Below are 21,424 nucleotides of genomic sequence, written 5' to 3' on the forward strand. Positions count from 1 at the left end.
CCAGTCTTGAAGGCTTGCAGAAAAGGAGGGCCTCGTGGCCGCCAGCACATTGAGTGAAGTTGCCCGTTTGGCAGGGGTCTCCCTTGCAACGGCGTCCCGTGTCCTCAACGGTTCCACCCGTAAGCCCGCAGAGGATATTGCGGAGCGCGTCCGTGAGGCCGCCGAAAAGCTCGGCTACGTCCCCAATGCCCAGGCCCAGGCGCTCGCAAAGTCCAGCTCAGGACTGATCGGCCTGATTGTCCACGACATCGCCGACCCCTACTTTTCTGCCATTGCCCGCGGTGTCCAGGAGGCAGCCCGCCAACAGAACCGCATGGTCCTGTTGGCCAGCACCTCCGGCGCTCCTTCGGATGAGCGGGAAGCTGTGGCAGCCTTCGCTGCCCGCCGCGCAGATTCAATCGTGATCGCGGGTTCACGCTCGGCGCGGCCCGAGGACGAGCAAGGCAATCTGGAACTCGCTGCCGAGTTGGATCGCTATTGCCGTAATGGCGGACATGTAGGCGTAGTAGGTCACCCGATCGTGGGCTCCGCTGCGGACGAGGGCTACCACGTAGTTGAGGTGCCCAACGAGGACCTCGCAGCGGAGCTCGCCGACGAGTTGGCTGCCTCGCATGACGGCGCATTCGTCGTTGTTGCCGGACCTGAAGGGCTCTTTACCTCTGATGACCGGATCCGCGGCTTCCAGCGCGGACTCGGCGACGCCGGCCGGCCTCGCGCTGAGGTTATCCGTACAGGCTTCAACCGTGCGGGAGGATACGACGCCGGGCTGGCGCTGGCCGAACGGATCAAAGCCTCCGACGAACGACTCTGCATCTTCGCGGCGAACGACGTCATGGCCATCGGTGTGACCGCTGCACTGCGGGCAGAGGGCGTGTGGATTCCCCGTGACGCAAACATTGCTGGTTTTGACGACATCGAAACCCTGCGGGACTTCCGTCCTGCCCTGTCCACGGTGTATTTGCCACTGGAGGACATTGGACGGCTTGCGGCCGGTGACCCGGATGGAGGCTCTGTGGTTGGTTCCGTCAAGCTCCGCCGCAGCACGGAGCTTCCGGTGGAGAGCGAAACTGCGTAGTTGATGCATTGGCCCAAACTGAAGCCCCGTTCAGGTGGCGCTAGTCTTCCCCGAGTGTGATGGTGTGGAGGAATGCTGCGTCGTTGAGCACGTTGTCCGGCAGGTCGTCCTCAACGAACTCCAGCATGATGTCCATGTCCTTGCCGTTTCCCCGCAGGGCGTCCGACACCGTCTGCCACAGCAGCTTCCTGTTCCGGAGCGGGAACCGTTCGGCTTTGGGTCCCCAGGAAAAGCAGTGGACGCCAATGACGTGGGGCAACACCCGGTGGAGCGAGTCCAGTGCCTGTTGGTCGGAAAGCCCGACGGCTGGTTGCCAGTAAGTGCCGACGTTGGAGTGGTTGACGCGTCGCAGGAGCTCAAGTGTTGTTTCGGGGGAGTCGGTGAGGGTGTTGCCGTGATACTCGAGGGCGATGGCTATTCCTCGCGCGGCCGCCAGGTCTGCCACCCGTTGCGTGTCCTTTACGACAGCATCCCAATGATTGTCTTGGGCGTCTGCCGAACCAAGCTCTCCAGCCCAGATGCGTATTCGAGGTGCGCCCAAGGTCGCCGCCAGCTCCAAAGTCGGGCCGAAATCGCCGAAGTCGCCAGCGCGGTAGTAAGAGCCAAGCGAAAGGACCGTGAGGCCGGCCGCTTCAGTGGCTTCCTTGGCGTGGGCAGCCGATGCGGCGTCGCGGACGTGGACATCAGTGCCCCACTCGATGCCTGCCAAACCTGCGTCGGCAGAAATGCGGACGACGTCGTCAATCCCCGAATCCCGTAGGGTGACGGAACAAATGCCGGGCGTGAGGTCCGCCAACGTAGTGAGGTCGATCATTGGTTCAGGATAGCTGGAATGCGCTTACCCGATAAGGGCGTATCGCTGGTTGAACACTTCTGAACGCTACAGATCCATCCCTGACCCCGGATCGGCTCGGTAATGGAAGCTTACGGACGGCCGTTTGACTGTGGCGTGAATGAGTGGGCGAGCGTCCTACGGCTGCCGGGTCAGGCCTCAGGTGAAATCGACGAGGGGCGTGAGGTGTTGCGCTTCCGGACCTCGCGCAACACGATCTGCTCTGGGCAGACAGTTGAGAGGAAGTCGCCGACTGAGAGAGCGAGCCGCTCGCCGACTAGCGAGTACAGGATGCGATTGGCGTCGCGCCGCTCTGCGATCAGGCCGGCCTGGCGGAGCACACTCAGATGACGGGAAATGGTTGGGCCGGTAGCGCTGAATCTCGCAGCGATCTCGCCCGCGGCCAACTCGCCGTCCTTGAGGTCCTGAAGAATCTGCCGCCTCGTAGGGTGCGCGAGCGCGGCGAAGATGTCGGATGCGGTATCTGCCATGTTTGCAATATAGCACGATTGCTATATACAGTTTAGCTTCATTGCTAATAAGCGAAGGAGCAACGTGATGCGTGTAGCTATTACCGGTGGTACCGGGTTTGTTGGCCGCCACTTGGCAGAACGTCTAGGCAGCGAGGACACGGTGGTGATCTCTCGTCGGACAGGAGTGCAGATCGATGATGCGGAGGCCCTGACGGCGGCGTTCTCCGGGTGCGAGGTCGTCGTCCACTGCGCGGGTATCAATCGCGAGATCGGAGACCAGACCTTCAACCGCGTACACGTCGAAGGTACCCGGGCTGTCATTGAGGCAGCCCGACGAGCGGGCGTGCAGCGGATCGTTATGCTGAGCTTCCTCAGGGCCCGCCCTGACTGTGGATCGCCCTACCATGAGACGAAGTGGGCTGCCGAGGAACTCGTCCGGCGGTCCGGGATCGACCACGCCATCCTTAAGGCGGGCATGATCTACGGCCCGGGTGATCATATGGTGGACCACGTTACCCGGGCCGTCCGAACGTGGCCGGTCTTCGCCACTGTCGGCTATCGCGAGCGGACAGTCCGCCCCGTACCCGTCGAGGAAGCCGTCAACGTTTTGCTTGCCGCCCTTGAGGGGCGCATTCCGAGCCCGACGGTCGCCGTCGTCGGAGCCGAGGAGCTGGAACTTGGCGCGGCCGTTCGTCGAATTGCACAAGTCGCAGGCAGGCGCCCTGTCTACGTGCCGGTCCCGGTGTGGGCTATCCGCATACTTGCGCAGCTCACGGAGTGGACAATGGTGGTCCCACTTGTTGCAAAAGCACAAGCACAGATGCTCGCGTGGGGTGTCAGCGAGCCCGCGCCATTCGCGTCGGAGCTTCCGGAGGAAATTCGCCCAGTTCTGAGGTTCGACGTCGATCGGATCCAGGCCGCGCTGCCTGACGGTCGTTTCGGCCTTAGCGATCTACGAATCGCACGATGGTGGGCCGGGCAACGCCGCCACCAGGCGAGCCGGCCCATCAGTTAGTTCGACTTACTCAGGGTCCTCCCCATGATCGCCTGTGTCAGGGCATCGATGACCTCAGCGTTGGCCAGGGGATTTCGGATCAAGGTGAAATCGACGTCGCCCACGGGCGGGAGGTCGAAGCGCTGGGTGATCACCTTGAGGTCTTCAGGAACCAGGGATGCGGGCATCACCGCAACGCCAATGCCCGCCCGCACTGCGGCCAGCACGCCGCTGATCTGTTTGGTGCTGCACGTGATGCGCCACGTGCGCCCTGCCGCTTCCAAAGCATCGATCGCCAACTTTCGGCTCAGGCTTGGCGCAGGGTAGGCAATCAGCGGCACCGGAGCACCCGGCTCAAGGAGTGTTTGCTCGACGCCAACCCACGCGAAGTTGTCATGCCGGACCACGGTGCCTTCCTTGGCGCCAGCCACCCACTTCACGAAGACGAGATCCAGCTGGCCGGCGTTGAGGCGTTTGTAGAGTTGGTCGCTTTGGCTGACGGTCAGTTCCAGGTTGATCTGCGGATACAGTTGCCGGAATTCGCGCAGGATCCGCGGGAGGCCTGTGATTGCGAGGTCGTCCGCAGTGCCGAACCGAAGACGGCCCCGCATTGCGGAACCCGAAAAGTATCGTGCTGCGGAGTCGTGGGCTGCAAGGATGCTGCGGGCGAAACCAGCCATGGCGTCACCGTTGTCCGTCAGTCGGACTTCCCGGGTGTCACGGGCCACCAGGACCCGCTTTGCGGCGGCTTCGAGCTTGCGGACGTGCTGGCTCACTGTTGGCTGGGCCAAGCCCAATCGCTCGGCCGCCTTGGTGAAACTCAGCGTCTCAGCGACGGCCAGGAAGGAACGGAGCTGGACAGGTTCGAACACGGAACTCCTCAAGCGCTGGGTCGAATTAGTGCGGAAGTACGGGCGCATCATTGCAATCCGCAATGCTAGTTATAGGCGCAATACGCTTCCATAATTGCTGCTGGCAACCATAGCGTTAAAGGCATCCCACCGAAACTCTCGATCCGAGGACTATCTTTGGCACCCCCACCGCCTTCAGCGGCAAATGTCAGCCAGCCCGTCATCGATTCCCTGTCCGCGCCGCAAACGCCGGACACCGTCACCCAGCCACTCGCCGTCGTAAGCGAAAAGCTGCCCTGGCGGCACACCTTTATCTCCCTGAAGGTACCCAACTTCAGGATTTTCGCAATCGGCCACTTTATTGCCGTGATTGCGATCTGGATGCAACGCATTGCCCAGGACTGGATGGTGCTGCAGCTCTCAGGCTCCGTCACCGCCGTCGGAATTACCGTGGCCCTGCAGTTCATGCCGTCGTTGTTCCTTGGCCCGTGGGGCGGCATGATGGCTGACCGCTTCGCGAAGCGAAAGATCCTCATCATCTGCCAGTCCGCGGCTGCCGTTCTTGCTGCGACATTGGCGGCGCTTTCCCTCAGCCACCGCGTAGAAGTCTGGCACGTCTACGCGATCGCCCTGGTCCTGGGCTTTGTAACCGTGCTGGACCAGCCGGCGCGGCAGGTATTCGTCAACGAACTCGTCGGTCCCAAGTACCTGCGCAACGCCATCAGCGTCAACTCAACAACCTTCCAGCTCGGTGGCCTGATCGGTCCGGCACTCGCGGGATGGCTGCTCACTGCTGTGGGCGCTGGTTGGGCGTTCGCGGCCAATGCAGTCGCATGTTGCTCGACCGTCGCTATGCTCCTGATCCTCCGCAAAGACCAGCTGCACCTTAGCCGGCCGACGCCTCGCAAGAAGGGCATGCTGCGCGAAGGCCTCCAGTACGCCCTCAGCAAACCCACCATCTACTGGCCATGGCTGATGGCCGGATTCATAGCTGTTTTCGCGATGAGCCTTCCGGTGCTGCTGGCCGCCTTTGCGGACCACGTGTACGACGCCGGGGCCGGAGGCTACGGCCTGCTGAACGCAATGGTTGCGCTCGGCGCACTGACGGGAGCTGTGACGTCCACTCGACGTCGTCAACTGCGGTTGCGATCGGTGGTGCTCTCGGCCGGACTGTATGGCTTGATGCTCTGCCTAGCGTCCGTGATGCCGTCCATGGTCTGGTTCAGCGTCTCGATGGTCCTGGCTGGATTCTGGTGCCTCATGTTCCTGACGGCGGCAAACCAGATGGTGCAGACCAGTTCCAACATGAGCATTCGAGGCCGGGTCATGAGCCTGTACTTGGTGGTGCTCATCGGCGGCCAGGCAATTGGCGGCCCCGTCATGGGTTGGCTCGCCGAGCACCTGGGGCCGCACTTGGCCATCCTTGTGGCTGGCGGTGTGCCGGCAGCGGCGGCGGCTGTGGTCGCCGTCGTGCTGGCCCGGAAGGCTTCCCTGCACATCAAGGTGGACCTGCGTGACCGGCGTCGCGTACTCCGGATCGTTGACCGGACGCAAACGGCATAACCGGATCGGGGCCGGGGCGTCAGCCTGGGCTGACGACCCCTGGCTCTGAACTCACTGGCTTGGATCTAGTGGCCTGGACTCACTGGGCGGGCTCGACGGCGGGCCGGCCATGGGTTACCCGGTGGCTGACGCGGTCCGCGGTGTCGTCAACGCGGACGAAGTGCTCCACAGGCTCCATGTAGAACCGGGCACTGTTGATGACGCCCTCTTCCACGCCGAAAATGATGACGCCCGTGAGCTCATGTGGCGTGCCATCCCGCCAAGCGCCCTGCATATGCAGCTCGGTCCAGGCCTGGTGGCCGGACACGCTGTGGGACACCATCCGAACCTTGATGTCCGGCACTCCCGTGAAGAGCTGTTCCCAATTGCTACGGATAGCGTCCCTGCCCGTAAAGCCCCTGGTGGGGTGGGCAGGCGTCTCATTGACATAGCCAGGCGCGAAGCATTCGGCCAAGGCTTCAAGATCATGCTTGTTCGTGGCTTCCAGCAGGCGGTGGATGACGGCGAGTGGACCCGCCTCAGCATCGTCGGTGAGAGTCATTGGAGGACCTCCCGGATAGGTGGATGTATCTACGAGTTTAGGCTCGGTGGCCGCCCGGGTCGACGGGCGCAGGGCCTTATCTGGTGAGTGCCGCCGTCGTGATTCCCAGTTGCGTGGCTTCCTGACCGACTTTGAATTCGGCGACAACCACAATGCGTTGATTTGCCAGTATTTCGCCGGGGTTCGCTGCCAAAGAGGGTCAGGACCATACGGGTTCTTAACGAGATGACCCCCTGCCCGGAGGCAAGGGGGTCATGATGGAGCGGGCGACGGGAATCGAACCCGCGTATCGAGCTTGGGAAGCTAGCGCTCTACCATTGAGCTACGCCCGCGTCGCTCCGGGTATTCGCCGGAGCGAGTCCTAGCTTAGCGCAGTTCCGGCGGTCCTCATGACAGGCGCGCGACCATGTCTATTTGAAGAGCTTCAGGCCATTCCAACCGGATCCAACCTGCGCGTAGGTGGTCCAGGAACCCCTGCCGAGGCCGTAGTTGTAGAGGTTGCCTTCAGCAGTTTGCGCGGTGACGCCGCGAGTGCCCGCGCCGGTCAGCCCGAAGCTCGGCAGCAGCGTGCGCATGTACTGCCAACCCGTGCCCACGGTGGTGGCCGGGCCAAAGAAACCAGCCCAGCCGTCTCCTCGGTAATTGATCAAGGAACCGGAAGCTGTCCTCGCCAGGATGTCATTGGCTCCGTCGCCCTCCCAGTCGGCCATGGTCAGTTCCAGGCCGTTCCAGCCGTTGCCGATGACCTGCGGACCGCTCAGCGCACCGCCGAAAGTGTTGGGGTAGTAGCGCAGCACACCATCCGGAAAATATCCGACGACGCCGGGCCGGGGGTGCGCGTGCGTCCACTTGCCCACGGTGATGGTCATGCGATCCCAGCCGCCGTTCCCCACGACAACCTGACCGGCGAAGCCGCCGCCGGGAAGGCCGCGGTAAACGCCGAGGACGCCGTTGTTCCACTGCGCAAGGATGTCGTAAATGCCATCAATGTCCCAGTCCACCACGAACCCCTGCTTCAAGCCGGTCCAGCCCGAACCGATCTGGAGGGGTGCCCCATACCCGCCAGCCGCCGTCGCGGGGTAACGCAGCATCCGCCCTGACGCGTCGGCAGCTACGAGGTCGGCGCCGGACTTGATGCTCGCAGCGGCCGCTGGGTTTCCAGCGAAGTAGTGCTCCAGCGTTGGGAATCCGCGCCGGTTCATATCAGTGGCCAGCGCGACGCCAACGTAGCGCAAGTGCCAAGGCTCGTAGCTGTACCCGGTGGTGCCCGTGTAGCCGTTGGGGTAACGGACGATGAAGCCGTACTTGTGGGCGTTGGCTGCCACCCACTTGCCGGCTGCTGTATCTCCGAAGCAGGTGCTCAGGCCACAGGAACCAGCAGCATTGCCGATGTCCATGGCGAGGCCGGTCTGGTGTTCGCTATACCCGGGACGTGCTGAGATGGTGTCTGCATAGGCCTGGCCGTAAATGCTGACATAGTAGGCATACACTTCCTGCTGCTGGGCATACGAACGGTAGCCGCTCACGATCGACAGGCCGCCGGTGCCAGCATCGGCTGCTCCCTGGAAGAGGCCGTTAAGCCACGCGGCGGCTTCAGCCCGCATGTACTGTCCAGAGCCGCGGGCATTTATGAGGTCGCTGGGGGCGTAGCTGACGGGATTCAGTGGCCGGGATTTGTTGACCAGGACAGAGAAGCTAGCAGGGTTCCCGATGGGATCCACGCTGGGCAGGGGATTTACGGTGGTGGGCGCTGCCATTTTGTTCGCGATTGCGGATGCCGCTGCCACGGGAGCCGTTGTTGGAAGCGGCGTTGCCGACGCCGGCGCAGCGGTCATGACTCCGCCAGCCACAGCCATGGCGAGGAATGCTGCGCAAGCGGCCAGCCGTCGTCGTGCGTTGCCATGGACAAACGGATGTTTCAGTACTCGCATTACGCCCCCAATTTGGTTTTTGCCAGCGGCACGAACTCTACCCGGCCCGGGACTATGTGTCAGCTGTGTCTCAGATACATCGCCAGGTAACCATTCGGTCAAGGCTCGTTTGTCGTGTGTCGCAGGCAAGCGCGGCTGACTATTCTGAAGGTGTTAGCTGCAGTGTATGGGGAACCGGGCTACGACATTCGAACCGTACGCCGAAAGAGGTTTCCGTGGCATTTGCAGCTTATGAAGTGGTGATCAGCAGGGATGCCATGACCGTCTATGGATTCCTCATGGATGGTATGAACAACTCGCTCTGGCGTTCGGGCGTGCGCAGCATCTCGCTTCGATCCGGTGTCCGTGGCCAGAAGGGCGCGGTTTATCAGCAGACCCTTACTGGCCCGGGAGGACGGCCGATCGCCGCTGACTTCGAGATCACGGAGGCCCGGCCGGGCGCGGAAGTCCGCTTCGCCGTGGTGGCCGGACCCGCCCGGCCCACCGGCGGCTATTACCTCAGCACCGAAGGCAAGACCACCCGGCTCAGGTTCGCCTTGGAGTACCACCCCAAGGGCTTGCAAAAACTCATGAACAGCATGATCCAGAAAACCATGGAAAGTGAAGTTGCCCAGTTGGAGCAGCTCAAGACCGTGATTGAGTCCGGCCAGACGGTTTGATTGCTGGGTTGTTCACTACTGGGTTGTTCCCTACTGGGCGAGCTTGAAGCCGCTCCAACCGCCCCCGACTATGACCGGCGTCGTCAGGCCTCCCGAGGTGAGGTCCCAATACTCCAATACTCCATTGGTGCCAAGGCCCGCGACGCCCGTGGTGTTTGAGCCGGTCACTCCTTGAAGTGAACGCAAACCGGTGTAGTCGGTCCACTCCGCACCCACCACAGGCCTGGCCTCCTGCTTCGGGATGGCCAGCCCGCTGCCGCGGTACAGCCTCAGGTAACCATTGGGCTCGACAGTGAGGAGGTCCTGGAAACCATCGGCGTTGTAGTCCACCATGCTGAGCCGGACGGCCTTGTTGCCTGTTCCGATTGCTGCCTGGGTGCGTATGTACGTCATACCGGAATTCTTGTAGAACCAGAGGCCGCCGGATGCATCCATGGCCACAATTTGCGGGAGACGGTTGTTTGCACACCAAGTACCCACGGCTATGTTCAGGGACTCCCACCCCTGGCCCAGGACTCCGGGCGATCCGAAGCCGCCGGACTGCCTGCCCGGGTACACCAGGAGCGCCCCGTCCAGGCGTTGGGCGATGAGGTCAAAGACGCCGTCGCGGTCCCAATCGGAAACGAACAACTCCTTCAACCCGGTGAAACCGATGCCGATCTTGCGGGCCGTGCCGTATTTGGCGTTACCCAAGGATGGGTAGGAATAAACCGTTCCGTCCGGGCTGATGGATACAAGGTCTGCAGCGCTGCGGATGGCCGCAGCACTGAGATTCACGGTAGGCGGCTGGTACTTGCCGCCGGGTTCGCACACACCCACAGGATCCGTGGGCGGCGTGACAGTCCCGCCTGGGCGCGTAGTGGTTCCGGCGGGCAGCGTGGTGTAGCCGAAGAAGTTCACCACGCCCCACAGTGTGTAGCGGTTGGGCGTTGTTTGCCAATTGCCGTCCGTGTAGGTGATTCCGATGCCCATCACATTGAAGCGCGGATCGCGCAGCAAGGCGTCGTGACCGGGGGAGCCCTTCCACCACTCCACCAGTTGGGCAGCGTCACGATCCCATCGGACGGCAATGACCTCACCCGCACCGTTGTTCGGGTTGAGCGCGCGCGGGTCCATCCAGAAGTTCGGCCTGTGTTGGATCACTTCACGGCTGGCAATGCTGTTCGACCATTCCTGCGCCATGCTCGCCACGGTTGCGTGATATTTCACCGGGGCCAGGCCCAAAGAAGCGCGGTAGCTGTTGATGGCGTTGAACACGGTCAAGATCGCCGCCGTGTTGTCGTCCGGGAGAAGCGCGAGGGCACCGTTGTCCGGATCCGCATCGCTGTTCGGGGTCTTCCCGGGGAAGGGCGTGGGGGTTGGTGAGGGTGTGGGAGTGGACGTCGTTGAGGAGGGTGGGGTTGCCGTTGGTGACGGCGCGGAAGCCGTTGGTGACGGCGTAGATGTTGGAGTTGCTGAGGGTGTTGGCGGTGACGTGGTTTGAGTTGGTAGCGCTGTTGGCGTCGGTGACTCCGACGGGCCAGGTCCCGCGGCAGGTGCCGTCGGCGTTGGAACGGTGGGAGGAGCCGACGACGGTGCAGAGGCGGGAGGAGTCGAGACGGCTGGTTCGTTGGCCTCCGGACTCGCGGAGGGAGTGCCGTACGAGGAAGGATCGTCCGGGCCCCATGAGGGCCCGATGTTCGGCACCGGAGGGGGCGTCTCAACCATCGGATCTACTGCGACCGGTCTGCTCGGCGCACCACTTTCGGAACCGGGACTCGTCCCTGGACCCGGGTCCGGCGTAGGGCCGCCAGCTTCTTCGCTGGCGGCGGGGGTGGCCTCCAAAAGTGCGGGGTCCGGCGTCGTACTCGTTTCAGGGGCCGTGAGGCCGGAAGGGACGCTGCCCGAAGAAGTAGTGCCGCCGCCCGGTAGGGCCTCTGTAGCTGGCAGGATTTGGCTGGACGCGGCTACCAATATGGCAAGCGCGCCAGCCAGCACAATAGCCGCAGGCGCTGACAATTTCCCCACAATAACCCCGCGAATGCTCGTTGCCCCCAAGTACGGGCGCGGCTTTACATGTCCGGGAACTATAGTCCCATGGGGCGGCGCGGACAATGCATGGGGTATTTTTGATGCTGTGCTGATCTCTGACCGCGATATTCGTGCCGAAATAGACTCCCAACGGATTGTCCTTGAACCGTACGATCCCGCGATGGTTCAGCCGTCTTCCGTGGACGTGCGGATCGACCGGTTTTTCCGGCTCTTCGACAACCACAAATATGCCCACATCGACCCCGCCGAGGAGCAGCCGGAACTGACCCGGCTGGTGGAGGTTGAAGGCAATGAGCCTTTCATCCTGCACCCGGGTGAATTCGTCTTGGGCTCAACGTATGAGACCGTCAGCCTGCCCGATGACATCGCTGCCCGTCTTGAGGGTAAGTCTTCCCTCGGCCGGCTTGGTTTGTTGACGCACTCCACCGCTGGCTTCATCGATCCGGGGTTCTCCGGACACGTCACGCTGGAACTTTCCAACGTGGCGACGCTGCCCATTAAGCTATGGCCGGGCATGAAGATCGGCCAGTTGTGCTTCTTCCGCCTGACGTCCTCAGCGGAACACCCCTACGGTTCCGGTGAGTACGGCAACCGCTACCAGGGCCAGCGCGGACCGACCGCCAGCCGAAGCCACCAGAATTTCCACCGGACGGCGATCTAGCCGGAAACAGGCTGGGCGTCAGGCGCCAAGCGTTCAGCGCTACCCGTCAGGCGCTGGCGCGCTCGGCAGTCCGCGGCGGTGTGCGGGGGCTCCTGCGCAGTGCCTTGACCACAGGTTCCACGAAGCGAGCGGCCAGCGGACCCGTGATGGCCATGATGAGGACGTAAGCCGTAGCCAAGGCTGCGACCTCGTCCGGTACGGCTCCCGAGGCCACCGCCAGGCCAGCAATGACGATAGAGAATTCACCACGCGCAATCAGGGCCGCTCCCGCACGGAAGCGGCCCGGCATTGCGATGCCTGCGCGTTTGGCTGCCCAGAATCCCGTGAACATTTTCGTGGCAGTTGTCAGCAGGGCGAGGAGCAGCGCCCAGCCCAGGACCGGCGGGATGGACGTGGGGTCCGTATTGAGGCCGAAGGCAACGAAGAAGATCGCGGCAAACAAGTCCCTCAGGGGTTCAAGGATGCGGGTCGCATTGTGGGCCGTGGCGCCGGAGATGGCGATGCCCAACATGAATGCACCCACAGCGGCTGAGACCTGCAGGGCGGAGGCGATACCGGAAACCAGGAGGGCCAGGCCGAGCACGTTCAGCAGAAACACTTCCGAGTTCTCGCTGTGAACGGCTTGGGAGACGCGGTGCCCGTGTTTGAGCGCGATCATCAGGACTACCGTGACGACAGCCAGCGCGATGCCCACCGTCTGCAACCCACCCAGGAACCCAACACCGGCCAGGATGGCAGTGAGAATGGGTAGGTATATGGCCATGGCCAGGTCCTCGAAAACGAGGATGGAAAGCACCACGGGAGTTTCGCGGTTACCGATCCGCCCTAGGTCCGTGATGACCTTCGCCGCGATTCCTGAGGACGAGATATAGGTAACGCCACCCATCACGATGGCGCCCACAAGACCCCAGCCCAGAAGAACGGCAATTCCGGCGCCGGGGAGGAAATTCAGGACGAAGTCCAGGACACCGGCCTGCCATGAGCGTCTGAGTCCGGTGACGAGTTCGGAGGCGGTGTATTCCAATCCGAGCATCAACAGCAGCAGGATGACGCCGATTTCGCCCGAAAGATGGGCGAATTCATGCATGCCATCCAATTTGACGAAGCCGCCTGCACCGAAGGCCAAGCCACCCAGCAGGTAAAGCGGAATGGGGGACATGCCAATCCGGCCCGCTAGTCGAGCAAGGAGACCGAGGCAGAAGACGACGGCCCCCAGTTCAACGAGGGCTAGTGCGAGCGGATCCATGGTGGGTCAGCCGTTGCGGAGGATATCGGCCGCCGAGTCGAGGCCTTCCTGGGTGCCAACCGCAACGAGCAAATCACCCGTGTGAAGTACGACGTCGGGTGCGGGCGAGGGGACGACCTCGCCTTCGCGCATAATCGCGACGATCGAAACGCCACTGCGGGTGCGGACCTGGGCTTTGCCCATGGGCTGGTTCACGAACGGGGAGTCAGGGGTGATGGAGAACTGGCGGGTCACGATGCCAGGTATCTCACGGTGGGCCTCTGCCAGGCGCATGGCGATATGTTGCCCGCCCAGGAGGTTGCCAAGAGTTGCGGCTTCATCGGCAGTAAGGGGAATGGAGGCCTGGCAGGTGTCCGGGTCATCCCAAGTGGACACGAAGAGCTCCGTCTCACCCTCGCGAAGCTCCACGACACCGATGCGACGGCCAGAGGCCGTGACGAAATCCTTACGGACCCCAAGGCCCGGGAGTTCAGTCTCATCCACGTTCATATCTCCACCCTAACTCTGTTGGAACTGCACTGGTACGGCGTTCGCGCTCAGCTGTTGCAGTGAAGTCAGTGATCCGGTACCACGGCGATTTGGGTCTTGCTGGGCGGCTTCACTGGCAGGATCACCAGGAGGCCGGCTAGCAGGACAACCATGATGCCGAGGATGCCCCATCGCTGGGCTCCACCTTCTTCAACAATCGGAGCGGCAATTGTGATGCACAGGGTGAAGAGGGTGGGAGCCAGGAAGCTGACAGCCCGGCCCGTGGTGGCGTACAGCCCGAAGAGTTCTCCCGACTCGCCGTCCGGGGCTAGCCTGGCCAGGAAGGCCCTTGACGAAGACTGGGCTGGCCCTACAAAAAGGCACAGCAGCAGGCCGAAGATCCAGAACGTATTGGCGGCAGGCCAGCTGGTTCCAAAGAACACGTAGTTTCCGTTGCCAAGCACCAGGATAAACGTGCCCGCGATCAGCAGACCCACCAAGGAAAGCACGATGACTGCCTTGGGTCCGATCTTGTCGTCAAGGAAGCCACCGATGATGGCGCCCACCGCTGCCACCACGTTGCCGAAAATCGCGAAGAAGATAACTTCCTTGAGTTCGAAACCAAAGGTCCCGGCCGCGATCACCCCGCCGAACGTGAAGACTGCAGCAAGGCCGTCGCGGAAGATCGCACTGGACAGCAGGAAGTAAATGGTGTGGGGACTGGTGCGATAGATGGCCGCGATGCGCCGGAGCAGCAGCTTGTACGACGCTATGAATCCCAAGGACGCAGAGTCCTTTTTCACGGAAACTTCCGGAACGGCGAACAGCACGGGAAGGGCGAAAATGAAGAACCACAGGGCCGAGAAAATGGCCACAAGCCGGATGTTCAGTGATTCTTCCGTGGATGCACCGAACCATTCGAAAGACGGCTGGACGAACAGTTGCAGGACCAGCAACAACGCCACGATCCCACCGAGGTATCCCATGCCCCAACCAAAGCCGCTGACCTTGCCGATGTTTTTGGGGGTGGAGATTTGGGCCAGCATGGCGTTGTAGTTCACGCCGGCAAACTCAAAGAAAATATTGGCAAGCGCAATCAGGCAGACACCTAGCAGGAGGAATCCTGGCTGCGGGAACACAAAGAAGCACAGGGCCGTGAGCACAGCTGTGGCCGCAGTGTTGACTCCGAGCCAGAGCTTGCGTCGGCCGCCCGCATCCGAACGTTGGCCCGTCACCGGTGCCAGCAACGCGATGGCCAGGCCCGCGACAGCCAAAGCAGCACCAAGTGCGGCAGATGCAGCGTCCTCGCCGCCGAAGGCAGAGGAGGTCAGGTACACCGTGAAGACGAACGTGGTCATGATGGCGTTAAACGCAGCAGAGCCCCAGTCCCAAGACGCCCAGGCAAGGATTTGGCCCTTCTTGGAGGAAGCAGGTCCGGAGGCAAGCTCGGATGCTGGGTGGGAGGCTTCGGGAACTGCGGCCGCGTTCATAGCCTGAATGCTATCGGGACTCTGACAGCGACGGACAGATGACAGACCGCTATGTGAATAACGCAGGGGGAATTCATCCGCAGGCCCCATCGGCTCCGGCCAAAAACTGTCCGGGCCCCTTGATAAACTGGTCCAACTGAACCCAACGTATGACCGCCTGCTCCAACTTTTGACAATTCGTTTCTGACTTTGCGGAGAAAACAGTGATCACAGTTCTCGCCATCACCTTTGTAGCGGCAACTGTGGCGCCCTTGATCTTTGGCAAACTTGGTCGGAACGCCTTCTATGTCCTCGCAGCGGTTCCCGCGGTGGCCTTCATTTGGCTGGTCCTCCAGCACGCTCCCGTATATTCCGGCGCCGGCATAGAAGAAGTATTCCCCTGGATTCCGAACCTGAAGCTCGAGTTTGCCTTCAGGATGGATGCGCTCGCCTGGGTCATGTCACTGCTCATCCTCGGCGTTGGCTCTTTGGTGCTGGTCTATTGCGCCCGGTACTTCAAGAACAAGGACCCTGGGCTCGGTGGGTTCGGCGCCCAACTCCTGGCTTTTGCCGGTGCCATGTTCGGCCTGGTGACGTCCGACGACCTCCTCATGATGTTCATCTTCTGGGAGCTCACCACTGTCCTGTCCTACCTGCTCATCGGCTATGCCCGCACCCGCCTGGCCGCACGGCGTTCTGCCCTGCAGGCGCTGATGGTGACGACGGCGGGCGGGCTGGCGATGTTGGTGGGTCTCATCATCCTGGGCCAAGCCGCAGGAAGCTACCGGATCTCCACCATCCTCGACCAAGCCGGGACGCTCGTTAACGGCACCACAAGCGGGATGGTGGGGGCCGCCGTCGTTCTCATCCTGGTGGGTGCCGTGACCAAATCGGCGCTGGTCCCCTTCCACTTCTGGCTTCCGGGTGCCATGGCGGCTCCGACGCCAGTGAGCGCCTACCTGCATGCCGCAGCCATGGTGAAGGCCGGTATCTACGTCGTCGCGCGCCTGGCGCCAGGATTCGCCGAATCGCAGTTCTGGCTCCCCGTGGTCCTGGGCCTCGGCTTGGCCACTATGTTGGTGGGCGGATACAGGGCCCTCCGCCAGACCGATATCAAGCTCATCCTGGCCTACGGAACAGTGAGCCAACTGGGCTTCCTCACCATGGTGGTGGGTCTGGGCAGACCTGACGCCGCCCTTGCCGGGCTTGGGCTTCTGCTGGCCCATGGCTTGTTCAAGGCTGCGCTGTTCCTGGTGGTCGGCATCATCGACCACCAGTCCGGGACGCGCGATATCCGGAAACTCTCCGGCGTCTTCCGCTCCTCACGAGCCCTGGGGGTTGTGGCCGCGATTGCGGCCGCATCCATGGCGGGGGTGCCGCCGCTGGCGGGTTTCGTGGCCAAGGAATCCGTCTTTGAAGCCTTCGTGCACTACGGAAATGGTCACGACGCACCGGACTGGGGCATCTGGATCCTCATCGGTCTCGTGCTCGGTTCAATCCTCACCTTCGCTTACAGCGCCCGATTCATGTGGGGTGCCTTTGCCACGAAGCCGGGTATAGAGCGCACGCCCTTCAAAGCCATCAGGCCCGCCTTCCTGGCCGCGCCCGCGCTCTTGAGCTTCCTCACCATTGTTTACGGGCTGTGGCCCGCGCCGGTCGATAGTTGGATCCAGCCTTACGCAGCGCTGTTCGCGGATGGAGAGGAAGCCGTCGACGCCGGACATCTGGCTTTGTGGCATGGGCTCACGCCCGCCCTGGGACTGACCGCAATCACCTTTGTGGCCGGTGCCGCAATGTTCTACGGCCGCAACGTTGTTGCACGAGTGCAAAGCCTGGTTCCCGATTGGGTGGACGGCGACCGCGCCTACCGACACACGATTGGCGCTTTGGACGACGTCGCAGTGTGGGTCACGGGCCGCACGCAGCGTGGTTCACTGTACTTCTATCTGACGGTCATCCTCACGGTTGCCTTCGCAGTGCCGCTCGCGGCTCTGCTCCTGAACAACAAACCGTTGCCCGACGACGTCTATTTCATCGATCCGAACTCTCCGTTGCAGTTGATCGCGGGAGTGGGCATCGTGGTGGGCGCCCTTGCTGCTGTCCGCGCCAACAAGCGGTTCCTGGCGGTGCTCATGGTGTCTGTTACTGGTTACGGCATTGCGCTCATGTTTGCCCTGCAAGGTGCACCTGATCTCGCACTGACCCAGATGCTGGTGGAGACCATCGTTCTCGTGGCCTTCGTTTTGGCAATGCGCAGCCTACCCGCCGAACTACGGGACCGGACGGGTGGCCGCCTCCGGGTGATCCGCGTGATCATCGGCGCGGCGTTCGGTATCACTATGATCTTCGTGGCTATCTACGCCATGGGGGCCCGCGTCGCCCCTCCTGTCTCCCTTGAATTTCCACGGCTGGCCTACGAAGGCGGCGGCGGCTTGAACGTGGTCAACGTGACCCTCGTGGACATCCGCGCGTGGGATACCTTCGGCGAAATCTCGGTCCTAGCGGTTGCCGCTACGGGCGTTGCCAGCCTGATCTTCGTGCGTAGCCGCGGCGATCGCATCAGAACCTCAGAGGCAGTGCCGGAAGGCAGCGTGGGGCGCCGCACCGGCGTCGACCGTGACTCCCGCGACGGCGCCCGGCTGGCCCTGGCGAGAAAGTTCACGGACGTGACCCGTGATGCCTGGCTCGTTGCAGGCAGGACGCTGGCCCCCGAGCGGAGATCCATCATCTTCGAAGTGGTCACCCGGCTGATTTTCCACTCGATGATCGTCTTCTCCATCTATCTTCTCCTTGCGGGCCACAACCTGCCCGGGGGTGGCTTCGCTGGAGGCTTGACCGCAGGCCTCGCCCTCACTATCCGCTACCTTGCCGGTGGACGCTTCGAGTTGAGCGAGGCAGCGACAGTGAGTGCCGGAACGCTGTTGGGGACGGGACTTGCGACCGCCGCAGCGTCCGGTTTCGTGCCCCTCCTCCTCGGCGGACACGTGTTCCAGAGCGCGATCATCGAGTTTTGGCTGCCCGTATTCGGGGACGTCAAGTTCGTCACGTCCACGATCTTCGATATCGGCGTCTACATAGTGGTGGTGGGCCTGGCGCTCGACGTTCTACGCAGCCTGGGCGCCGAAATCGACGAACATTTTGAAGAGAAGGGCGCGAAGGCCGGAAAGACCAGGGTCGCCGAGTCTGCGCCCGCTGAAACTGCCGCCTCCGGGAAGGGCAACCCATGAGCATCAACCTGACCCTCCTCATAGTCATGGGTGTGCTGTATGCCTGCGGCATCTACCTGATTTTGGAGCGGAGCCTGACGCGCGTCCTCCTTGGCTTGATGCTGCTTGCCAACGCCACCAACCTCCTGATCCTCAGTACGGGAGGGTACGCCGGCCTTGCTCCCCTGTTCGACAAGGAAACAGCCTCCACTCAGTACAACGACCCCCTGCCCCAGGCGTTGATCCTCACATCCATCGTCATATCATTCGCCGTCACTGCCTTCATGCTTGGCATCATCTACCGCACCTGGGCCTTGGCACGGCAAGACGAGATCCAGGATGACCTCGAAGACCGCCGCGTAGCCCGGACTCCCAGCTTCGACGCGGAAGACGACGCCATTGTCCCGCTGGAAACATCGGAGTTCGTGGTGACTGCGTCCACCCCCGAGGAACGGCTGCACCCAGAGGCGACGGAAACGCCCAAAACGGCATCCAGCCGGGAAGGAGGCAGCGCGTGAATCTCGCAAACCTGTCGCCACTGGCTGTCCTCCTTCCGATCCTCGGAGCAGCCCTCGCGTTCGTGCTGATCCGGCACACGGCTGCCCAGCGGGTCGTCAGCATCGTGATACTCAGCGGGACACTCCTGCTCGAATGCCTGCTCCTGGCGTCCGTGTGGGAGGGAGGCACCACATCCGTCACGCTCGGTGGTTGGCTGCCGCCGTGGGGCGTGGTGCTGGTGGTGGATCAGTTCTCCTCGCTCATGCTGGTGGTTTCCACCGTCGTAAGCCTCGCGGTCCTGATCTACGCCACCGGCCAAGGCATGGCTGATGGCGACCAGGAAGCGCCCGTCTCGATCTTCCACCCCACATATCTGATCCTGGTCGCGGGCGTATCCAACGCCTTCCTGACAGGTGACCTTTTCAATCTGTACGTGGGTTTCGAAATCCTGCTGACGGCAAGCTACGTGCTGATGACCCTCGGCGGGACGGGGCCGCGCATCCGTGCCGGCGTCACGTACGTGGTGGTGTCCGTGGTGTCGTCGGTCCTGTTCCTCATCGCAATCGCCATGATTTACGGAGCTACAGGGACCATCACCATGGCGGACCTCGCCATCAAGCTGGCCGAGTTGGATCAAGGAACCCAGAATCTCCTGCACGTGATGCTGCTGGTGGCGTTCGGAATCAAGGCGGCAGTATTCCCACTGTCGTTCTGGCTTCCCGACTCCTATCCGACCGCTCCGGCTCCTGTCACAGCCGTGTTTGCCGGTTTGCTGACCAAGGTTGGTGTTTACGCCATGGTCCGCACCGAGACACTCCTCTTTCCCGGCGACACCCTCAACGTGCCCTTAATGGTGGTGGCGCTGCTGACCATGGTGGTGGGCATCCTGGGTGCCTTGGCGCAGAGCGACATCAAACGTCTCTTGTCCTTCACCCTGGTCAGCCACATCGGTTACATGGTGTTCGGCCTGGCAATGTCCTCCATCACGGGCCTTGGCGCGGCCGTGTTCTACGTGGCGCACCACATCACCGTGCAGACAAGCTTGTTCCTGGTCACTGGTTTGATTGAGCGGCGGGGCGGTTCGTCGTCCATTGACCGCCTAGGTGGCCTGGCCAAGCTCTCGCCACTCCTTGCCCTGTTGTTCTTCGTCCCGGCAATGAACCTTGCGGGCATCCCGCCATTCTCGGGTTTCCTGGGCAAGCTCGGGCTCCTCCAAGCGGGCGTGCAACTGGGTACGCCGCTGGCCATCGTTTTGGTAGTGGGCGGCGTCGTCACCAGCCTCCTCACCTTGTTGGCAATTGCCCGTGTTTGGAACAGGGCATTTTGGCGCAAACCCGAGGACGCAGAGTACCCGGATCCGGTGCTTCAGACCTCAGGCAACGTGGGGGTACTTCCCCGGACAATGGTGGGCTCCACCGCGGGCCTTGTGGTCTTCGGTGTTGCGCTCACAGTCTTTGCGGGCCCACTCTTCCACCTGGCCGACGGCTCGGCGGAAATCATGTTGGACCGCACCGCCTACATTCATTCAGTCCTGGGAGACTCCGCGCAGGTACCGTCCGTAGGTCAGTCAGGGGCTGCCAGATGAGCCGAAAACCGATCTCCTTCCGCACTGAACTGCCGCTGCTGGTATGGCTGGTCATCGTCTGGGGCGCCCTGTGGCGGGACTTCAGCCCGGGCAACCTGCTGTTCGGTGCGCTCATCGCTGTGCTCGTGGCCAAATTCTTCTATCTTCCGCCGGTGGAGCTCAGCGGCAGGTTCAATGTTCTCCGCGCTATTTCCTTCGCCATGGTATTCCTGGGCAAAGTGGCGGCAGCGAGCTTCCTGGTCCTGTACCTGGCCGTAGTGAAGGGGCCAAAGGTGCGTAGCGCCGTCGTCGCTGTTCCGTTGCGCAGCCATTCGGACCTCATAGTGACGGCAACCGGGCACGTTATTTCGCTGATCCCGGGCTCGTTGGTGGTGGAAGTGGACCGCTCGACGTCCACGCTTTACCTACACGCGCTCAATATTTATGAGGAAGCCGGAATCGCCAAGATCCGTCAGGAAGTCCAGAACATCGAGGCCGCGCTGATCCGGATCATGGGAACGCGCGAGGAACTCGACGCGCTCCAGGATGAACCAACCCCGGGCCTGGAAGGAGCAGCTCTGTGAAAGAACTCGTTCTGCTGGTGACGGCTGTCATCCTCAGCTTGGCGGCGGTGGGAGCGATCATCCGTATCGCCATAGGCCCCTCCTTGTTGGATCGCGTGCTGGCATCGGATGTCCTGCTGGCCATTCTCGGCGCAGCGCTTGCGATCGATATGGCGATGAACCGGCACCTGAACAACCTGGTGTTGCTCGTGGCGCTCGCGGTGATCGGCTTCGTAGGCTCCGTAACTTTTGCCCGATTTGTAGCAGATCGGAGGGATCAGGGCAATGACTCCTGAAGCCACCGGTGTGGATGCCGTGATCGACGTAGTGACGGCAGTGTTTCTTGTGGTGGGTGCCCTCATGTCGCTCGGAGCCGCAATTGGCCTCCTGCGGTTCCCCGATCTCATGAGCCGCATGCACGCGGCAACCAAACCGCAGGTCCTGGGTCTTTTCCTCATGCTCGCGGCCATGGGCCTGCAAATGCGTACATGGTGGGTCTGGCCGGTTCTCGTGGTGGCCTGGATTTTCCAGCTACTCACTGCACCGGTCTCCGCACACATGGTGGGCCGCTCTGCTTACCGAACCAAGCATGGGCACCGCGAACTGCTCACCAAGGATGAGCTTGAAGCGGTTGTCCAAAGGGCGGCCGGCGACGGTTCCACCCCGGACGCTTAGAACAACGCGGGGATCCTTCTATGGTTGTCAAGGGTGGCGTGGGTCCGTGTTTGTGGCGTTAAGGGTTCGGTAGGTCCGTCGGGCGAGATAGCGTTTCACGCACCGGCGGATCTCCTTTTTGGTT

The 21,424-nt window shown here is 62.3% G+C and carries 21 protein-coding genes and 1 tRNA gene; 12 read left to right on the top strand and 10 right to left on the bottom strand.

Going from position 1 to position 21,424, the window contains the following annotated elements; translation table 11 throughout:
• Positions 1-34 precede the first annotated feature (34 nt).
• Positions 35-1,075: a LacI family DNA-binding transcriptional regulator gene (locus KSW38_RS22025; protein WP_216927119.1), complete on the top strand. Its 1,041-nt coding sequence runs from the start codon at positions 35-37 to the stop codon at positions 1,073-1,075.
• A gap of 40 nt (positions 1,076-1,115) precedes the next feature.
• Here the strand turns inward: KSW38_RS22025 and KSW38_RS22030 are convergent, their stop codons facing one another.
• The gene (locus KSW38_RS22030; RefSeq protein ID WP_216927121.1) at positions 1,116-1,889 is read right to left on the bottom strand and encodes a sugar phosphate isomerase/epimerase family protein; all 774 of its coding nucleotides are present in this window, start codon (positions 1,887-1,889) and stop codon (positions 1,116-1,118) included.
• 170 nt (positions 1,890-2,059) lie between these two features.
• Positions 2,060-2,398, bottom strand: a complete 339-nt coding sequence (locus KSW38_RS22035) for a metalloregulator ArsR/SmtB family transcription factor (protein WP_216927123.1) — start codon at positions 2,396-2,398, stop codon at positions 2,060-2,062.
• Between the two features lie 67 nt (positions 2,399-2,465).
• Between KSW38_RS22035 and KSW38_RS22040 the strand changes: the two genes are divergently transcribed.
• Complete coding sequence (locus KSW38_RS22040) at positions 2,466-3,395, top strand: NAD-dependent epimerase/dehydratase family protein (protein WP_216927125.1); 930 nt, start codon at positions 2,466-2,468, stop codon at positions 3,393-3,395.
• On the opposite strand, the gene KSW38_RS22045 is transcribed toward KSW38_RS22040, so the two are convergent.
• Positions 3,392-4,246, bottom strand: a complete 855-nt coding sequence (locus KSW38_RS22045; RefSeq protein ID WP_216927132.1) for a LysR substrate-binding domain-containing protein — start codon at positions 4,244-4,246, stop codon at positions 3,392-3,394. The two genes, KSW38_RS22040 and KSW38_RS22045, sit on opposite strands and share 4 nt — an antisense overlap.
• Positions 4,247-4,402: 156 nt before the next feature.
• Between KSW38_RS22045 and KSW38_RS22050 the strand changes: the two genes are divergently transcribed.
• On the top strand, positions 4,403-5,788 hold the full coding sequence (locus KSW38_RS22050) for an MFS transporter (protein WP_216927134.1): 1,386 nt from the start codon (positions 4,403-4,405) through the stop codon (positions 5,786-5,788).
• 79 nt (positions 5,789-5,867) lie between these two features.
• Here the strand turns inward: KSW38_RS22050 and KSW38_RS22055 are convergent, their stop codons facing one another.
• From KSW38_RS22055 to KSW38_RS22065, 3 genes are all read right to left on the bottom strand, one after another.
• Positions 5,868-6,329, bottom strand: a complete 462-nt coding sequence (locus KSW38_RS22055) for a nuclear transport factor 2 family protein (protein ID WP_216927136.1) — start codon at positions 6,327-6,329, stop codon at positions 5,868-5,870.
• 258 nt (positions 6,330-6,587) lie between these two features.
• Positions 6,588-6,661: transfer RNA gene (locus tag KSW38_RS22060), tRNA-Gly, on the bottom strand.
• A gap of 78 nt (positions 6,662-6,739) precedes the next feature.
• Positions 6,740-8,260: a M15 family metallopeptidase gene (locus tag KSW38_RS22065; RefSeq protein ID WP_216927138.1), complete on the bottom strand. Its 1,521-nt coding sequence runs from the start codon at positions 8,258-8,260 to the stop codon at positions 6,740-6,742.
• A gap of 215 nt (positions 8,261-8,475) precedes the next feature.
• Between KSW38_RS22065 and KSW38_RS22070 the strand changes: the two genes are divergently transcribed.
• Positions 8,476-8,919, top strand: coding sequence for an SRPBCC family protein (locus KSW38_RS22070; RefSeq protein ID WP_216927140.1), 444 nt, complete (start codon positions 8,476-8,478; stop codon positions 8,917-8,919).
• Between the two features lie 30 nt (positions 8,920-8,949).
• Here the strand turns inward: KSW38_RS22070 and KSW38_RS22075 are convergent, their stop codons facing one another.
• Positions 8,950-10,176: a CAP domain-containing protein gene (locus tag KSW38_RS22075; RefSeq protein WP_216927180.1), complete on the bottom strand. Its 1,227-nt coding sequence runs from the start codon at positions 10,174-10,176 to the stop codon at positions 8,950-8,952.
• Here KSW38_RS22075 and KSW38_RS22080 point away from each other — a divergent pair.
• Together KSW38_RS22080 and dcd are read left to right on the top strand one after the other, a co-directional pair.
• Positions 10,163-10,402: a hypothetical protein gene (locus KSW38_RS22080; RefSeq protein ID WP_216927148.1), complete on the top strand. Its 240-nt coding sequence runs from the start codon at positions 10,163-10,165 to the stop codon at positions 10,400-10,402. The two genes, KSW38_RS22075 and KSW38_RS22080, sit on opposite strands and share 14 nt — an antisense overlap.
• Positions 10,403-11,035: 633 nt before the next feature.
• Positions 11,036-11,611 (top strand): dCTP deaminase, encoded by a 576-nt coding sequence (gene dcd / locus KSW38_RS22085; RefSeq protein ID WP_216927188.1) that lies wholly within the window; start codon positions 11,036-11,038, stop codon positions 11,609-11,611.
• A 46-nt stretch (positions 11,612-11,657) separates the two neighbouring features.
• On the opposite strand, the gene KSW38_RS22090 is transcribed toward dcd, so the two are convergent.
• The 3 genes from KSW38_RS22090 to KSW38_RS22100 all read right to left on the bottom strand — a co-directional run bounded on the left by KSW38_RS22090 (position 11,658) and on the right by KSW38_RS22100 (position 14,815).
• Entirely contained in the window at positions 11,658-12,857 is a 1,200-nt protein-coding gene (locus KSW38_RS22090) for a cation:proton antiporter (protein ID WP_216927150.1), read from the bottom strand.
• Positions 12,858-12,863: 6 nt separating this feature from the next.
• Positions 12,864-13,346: a cation:proton antiporter regulatory subunit gene (locus tag KSW38_RS22095; protein ID WP_216927152.1), complete on the bottom strand. Its 483-nt coding sequence runs from the start codon at positions 13,344-13,346 to the stop codon at positions 12,864-12,866.
• Positions 13,347-13,411: 65 nt separating this feature from the next.
• On the bottom strand, positions 13,412-14,815 hold the full coding sequence (locus KSW38_RS22100) for an MFS transporter (RefSeq protein WP_216927154.1): 1,404 nt from the start codon (positions 14,813-14,815) through the stop codon (positions 13,412-13,414).
• A 203-nt stretch (positions 14,816-15,018) separates the two neighbouring features.
• Between KSW38_RS22100 and KSW38_RS22105 the strand changes: the two genes are divergently transcribed.
• The 6 genes from KSW38_RS22105 to mnhG are packed head-to-tail and all read left to right on the top strand — an operon-like array spanning position 15,019 to position 21,300.
• The gene (locus tag KSW38_RS22105; RefSeq protein ID WP_216927156.1) at positions 15,019-18,021 is read left to right on the top strand and encodes a Na+/H+ antiporter subunit A; all 3,003 of its coding nucleotides are present in this window, start codon (positions 15,019-15,021) and stop codon (positions 18,019-18,021) included.
• On the top strand, positions 18,018-18,518 hold the full coding sequence (locus tag KSW38_RS22110; protein WP_216927158.1) for a Na(+)/H(+) antiporter subunit C: 501 nt from the start codon (positions 18,018-18,020) through the stop codon (positions 18,516-18,518). Before KSW38_RS22105 ends, KSW38_RS22110 begins: the two co-directional genes overlap by 4 nt.
• Complete coding sequence (locus KSW38_RS22115) at positions 18,515-20,083, top strand: Na+/H+ antiporter subunit D (protein WP_216927160.1); 1,569 nt, start codon at positions 18,515-18,517, stop codon at positions 20,081-20,083. The genes KSW38_RS22110 and KSW38_RS22115 overlap by 4 nt, the downstream gene beginning before the upstream one ends.
• Positions 20,080-20,646, top strand: a complete 567-nt coding sequence (locus tag KSW38_RS22120) for a Na+/H+ antiporter subunit E (protein WP_216927162.1) — start codon at positions 20,080-20,082, stop codon at positions 20,644-20,646. Before KSW38_RS22115 ends, KSW38_RS22120 begins: the two co-directional genes overlap by 4 nt.
• Entirely contained in the window at positions 20,643-20,921 is a 279-nt protein-coding gene (locus KSW38_RS22125) for an MrpF/PhaF family protein (RefSeq protein ID WP_216927169.1), read from the top strand. The genes KSW38_RS22120 and KSW38_RS22125 overlap by 4 nt, the downstream gene beginning before the upstream one ends.
• Positions 20,911-21,300, top strand: a complete 390-nt coding sequence (gene mnhG, locus KSW38_RS22130; RefSeq protein WP_216927171.1) for a monovalent cation/H(+) antiporter subunit G — start codon at positions 20,911-20,913, stop codon at positions 21,298-21,300. Before KSW38_RS22125 ends, mnhG begins: the two co-directional genes overlap by 11 nt.
• Positions 21,301-21,424: the final 124 nt, after the last annotated feature.

The sequence above is a fragment of the Paenarthrobacter aromaticivorans genome, assembly GCF_019038615.1.
Lineage (GTDB): Bacteria > Actinomycetota > Actinomycetes > Actinomycetales > Micrococcaceae > Arthrobacter > Arthrobacter aromaticivorans.

What these genes read in the sequence shown, in the direction of transcription:
- KSW38_RS22030 (WP_216927121.1), bottom strand. Translation starts at nt 1,889, where the DNA reads ATGATCGACCTCACTACGTTGGCGGACCTCACGCCCGGCATTTGTTCC.
- KSW38_RS22035 (WP_216927123.1), bottom strand. Translation starts at nt 2,398, where the DNA reads ATGGCAGATACCGCATCCGACATCTTCGCCGCGCTCGCGCACCCTACG.
- KSW38_RS22040 (WP_216927125.1), top strand. Translation starts at nt 2,466, where the DNA reads ATGCGTGTAGCTATTACCGGTGGTACCGGGTTTGTTGGCCGCCACTTG.
- KSW38_RS22055 (WP_216927136.1), bottom strand. Translation starts at nt 6,329, where the DNA reads ATGACTCTCACCGACGATGCTGAGGCGGGTCCACTCGCCGTCATCCAC.
- KSW38_RS22065 (WP_216927138.1), bottom strand. Translation starts at nt 8,260, where the DNA reads ATGCGAGTACTGAAACATCCGTTTGTCCATGGCAACGCACGACGACGG.
- KSW38_RS22080 (WP_216927148.1), top strand. Translation starts at nt 10,163, where the DNA reads ATGGCGTTGAACACGGTCAAGATCGCCGCCGTGTTGTCGTCCGGGAGA.
- KSW38_RS22090 (WP_216927150.1), bottom strand. Translation starts at nt 12,857, where the DNA reads ATGGATCCGCTCGCACTAGCCCTCGTTGAACTGGGGGCCGTCGTCTTC.
- KSW38_RS22095 (WP_216927152.1), bottom strand. Translation starts at nt 13,346, where the DNA reads ATGAACGTGGATGAGACTGAACTCCCGGGCCTTGGGGTCCGTAAGGAT.
- KSW38_RS22100 (WP_216927154.1), bottom strand. Translation starts at nt 14,815, where the DNA reads ATGAACGCGGCCGCAGTTCCCGAAGCCTCCCACCCAGCATCCGAGCTT.
- KSW38_RS22110 (WP_216927158.1), top strand. Translation starts at nt 18,018, where the DNA reads ATGAGCATCAACCTGACCCTCCTCATAGTCATGGGTGTGCTGTATGCC.
- KSW38_RS22120 (WP_216927162.1), top strand. Translation starts at nt 20,080, where the DNA reads ATGAGCCGAAAACCGATCTCCTTCCGCACTGAACTGCCGCTGCTGGTA.
- mnhG (WP_216927171.1), top strand. Translation starts at nt 20,911, where the DNA reads ATGACTCCTGAAGCCACCGGTGTGGATGCCGTGATCGACGTAGTGACG.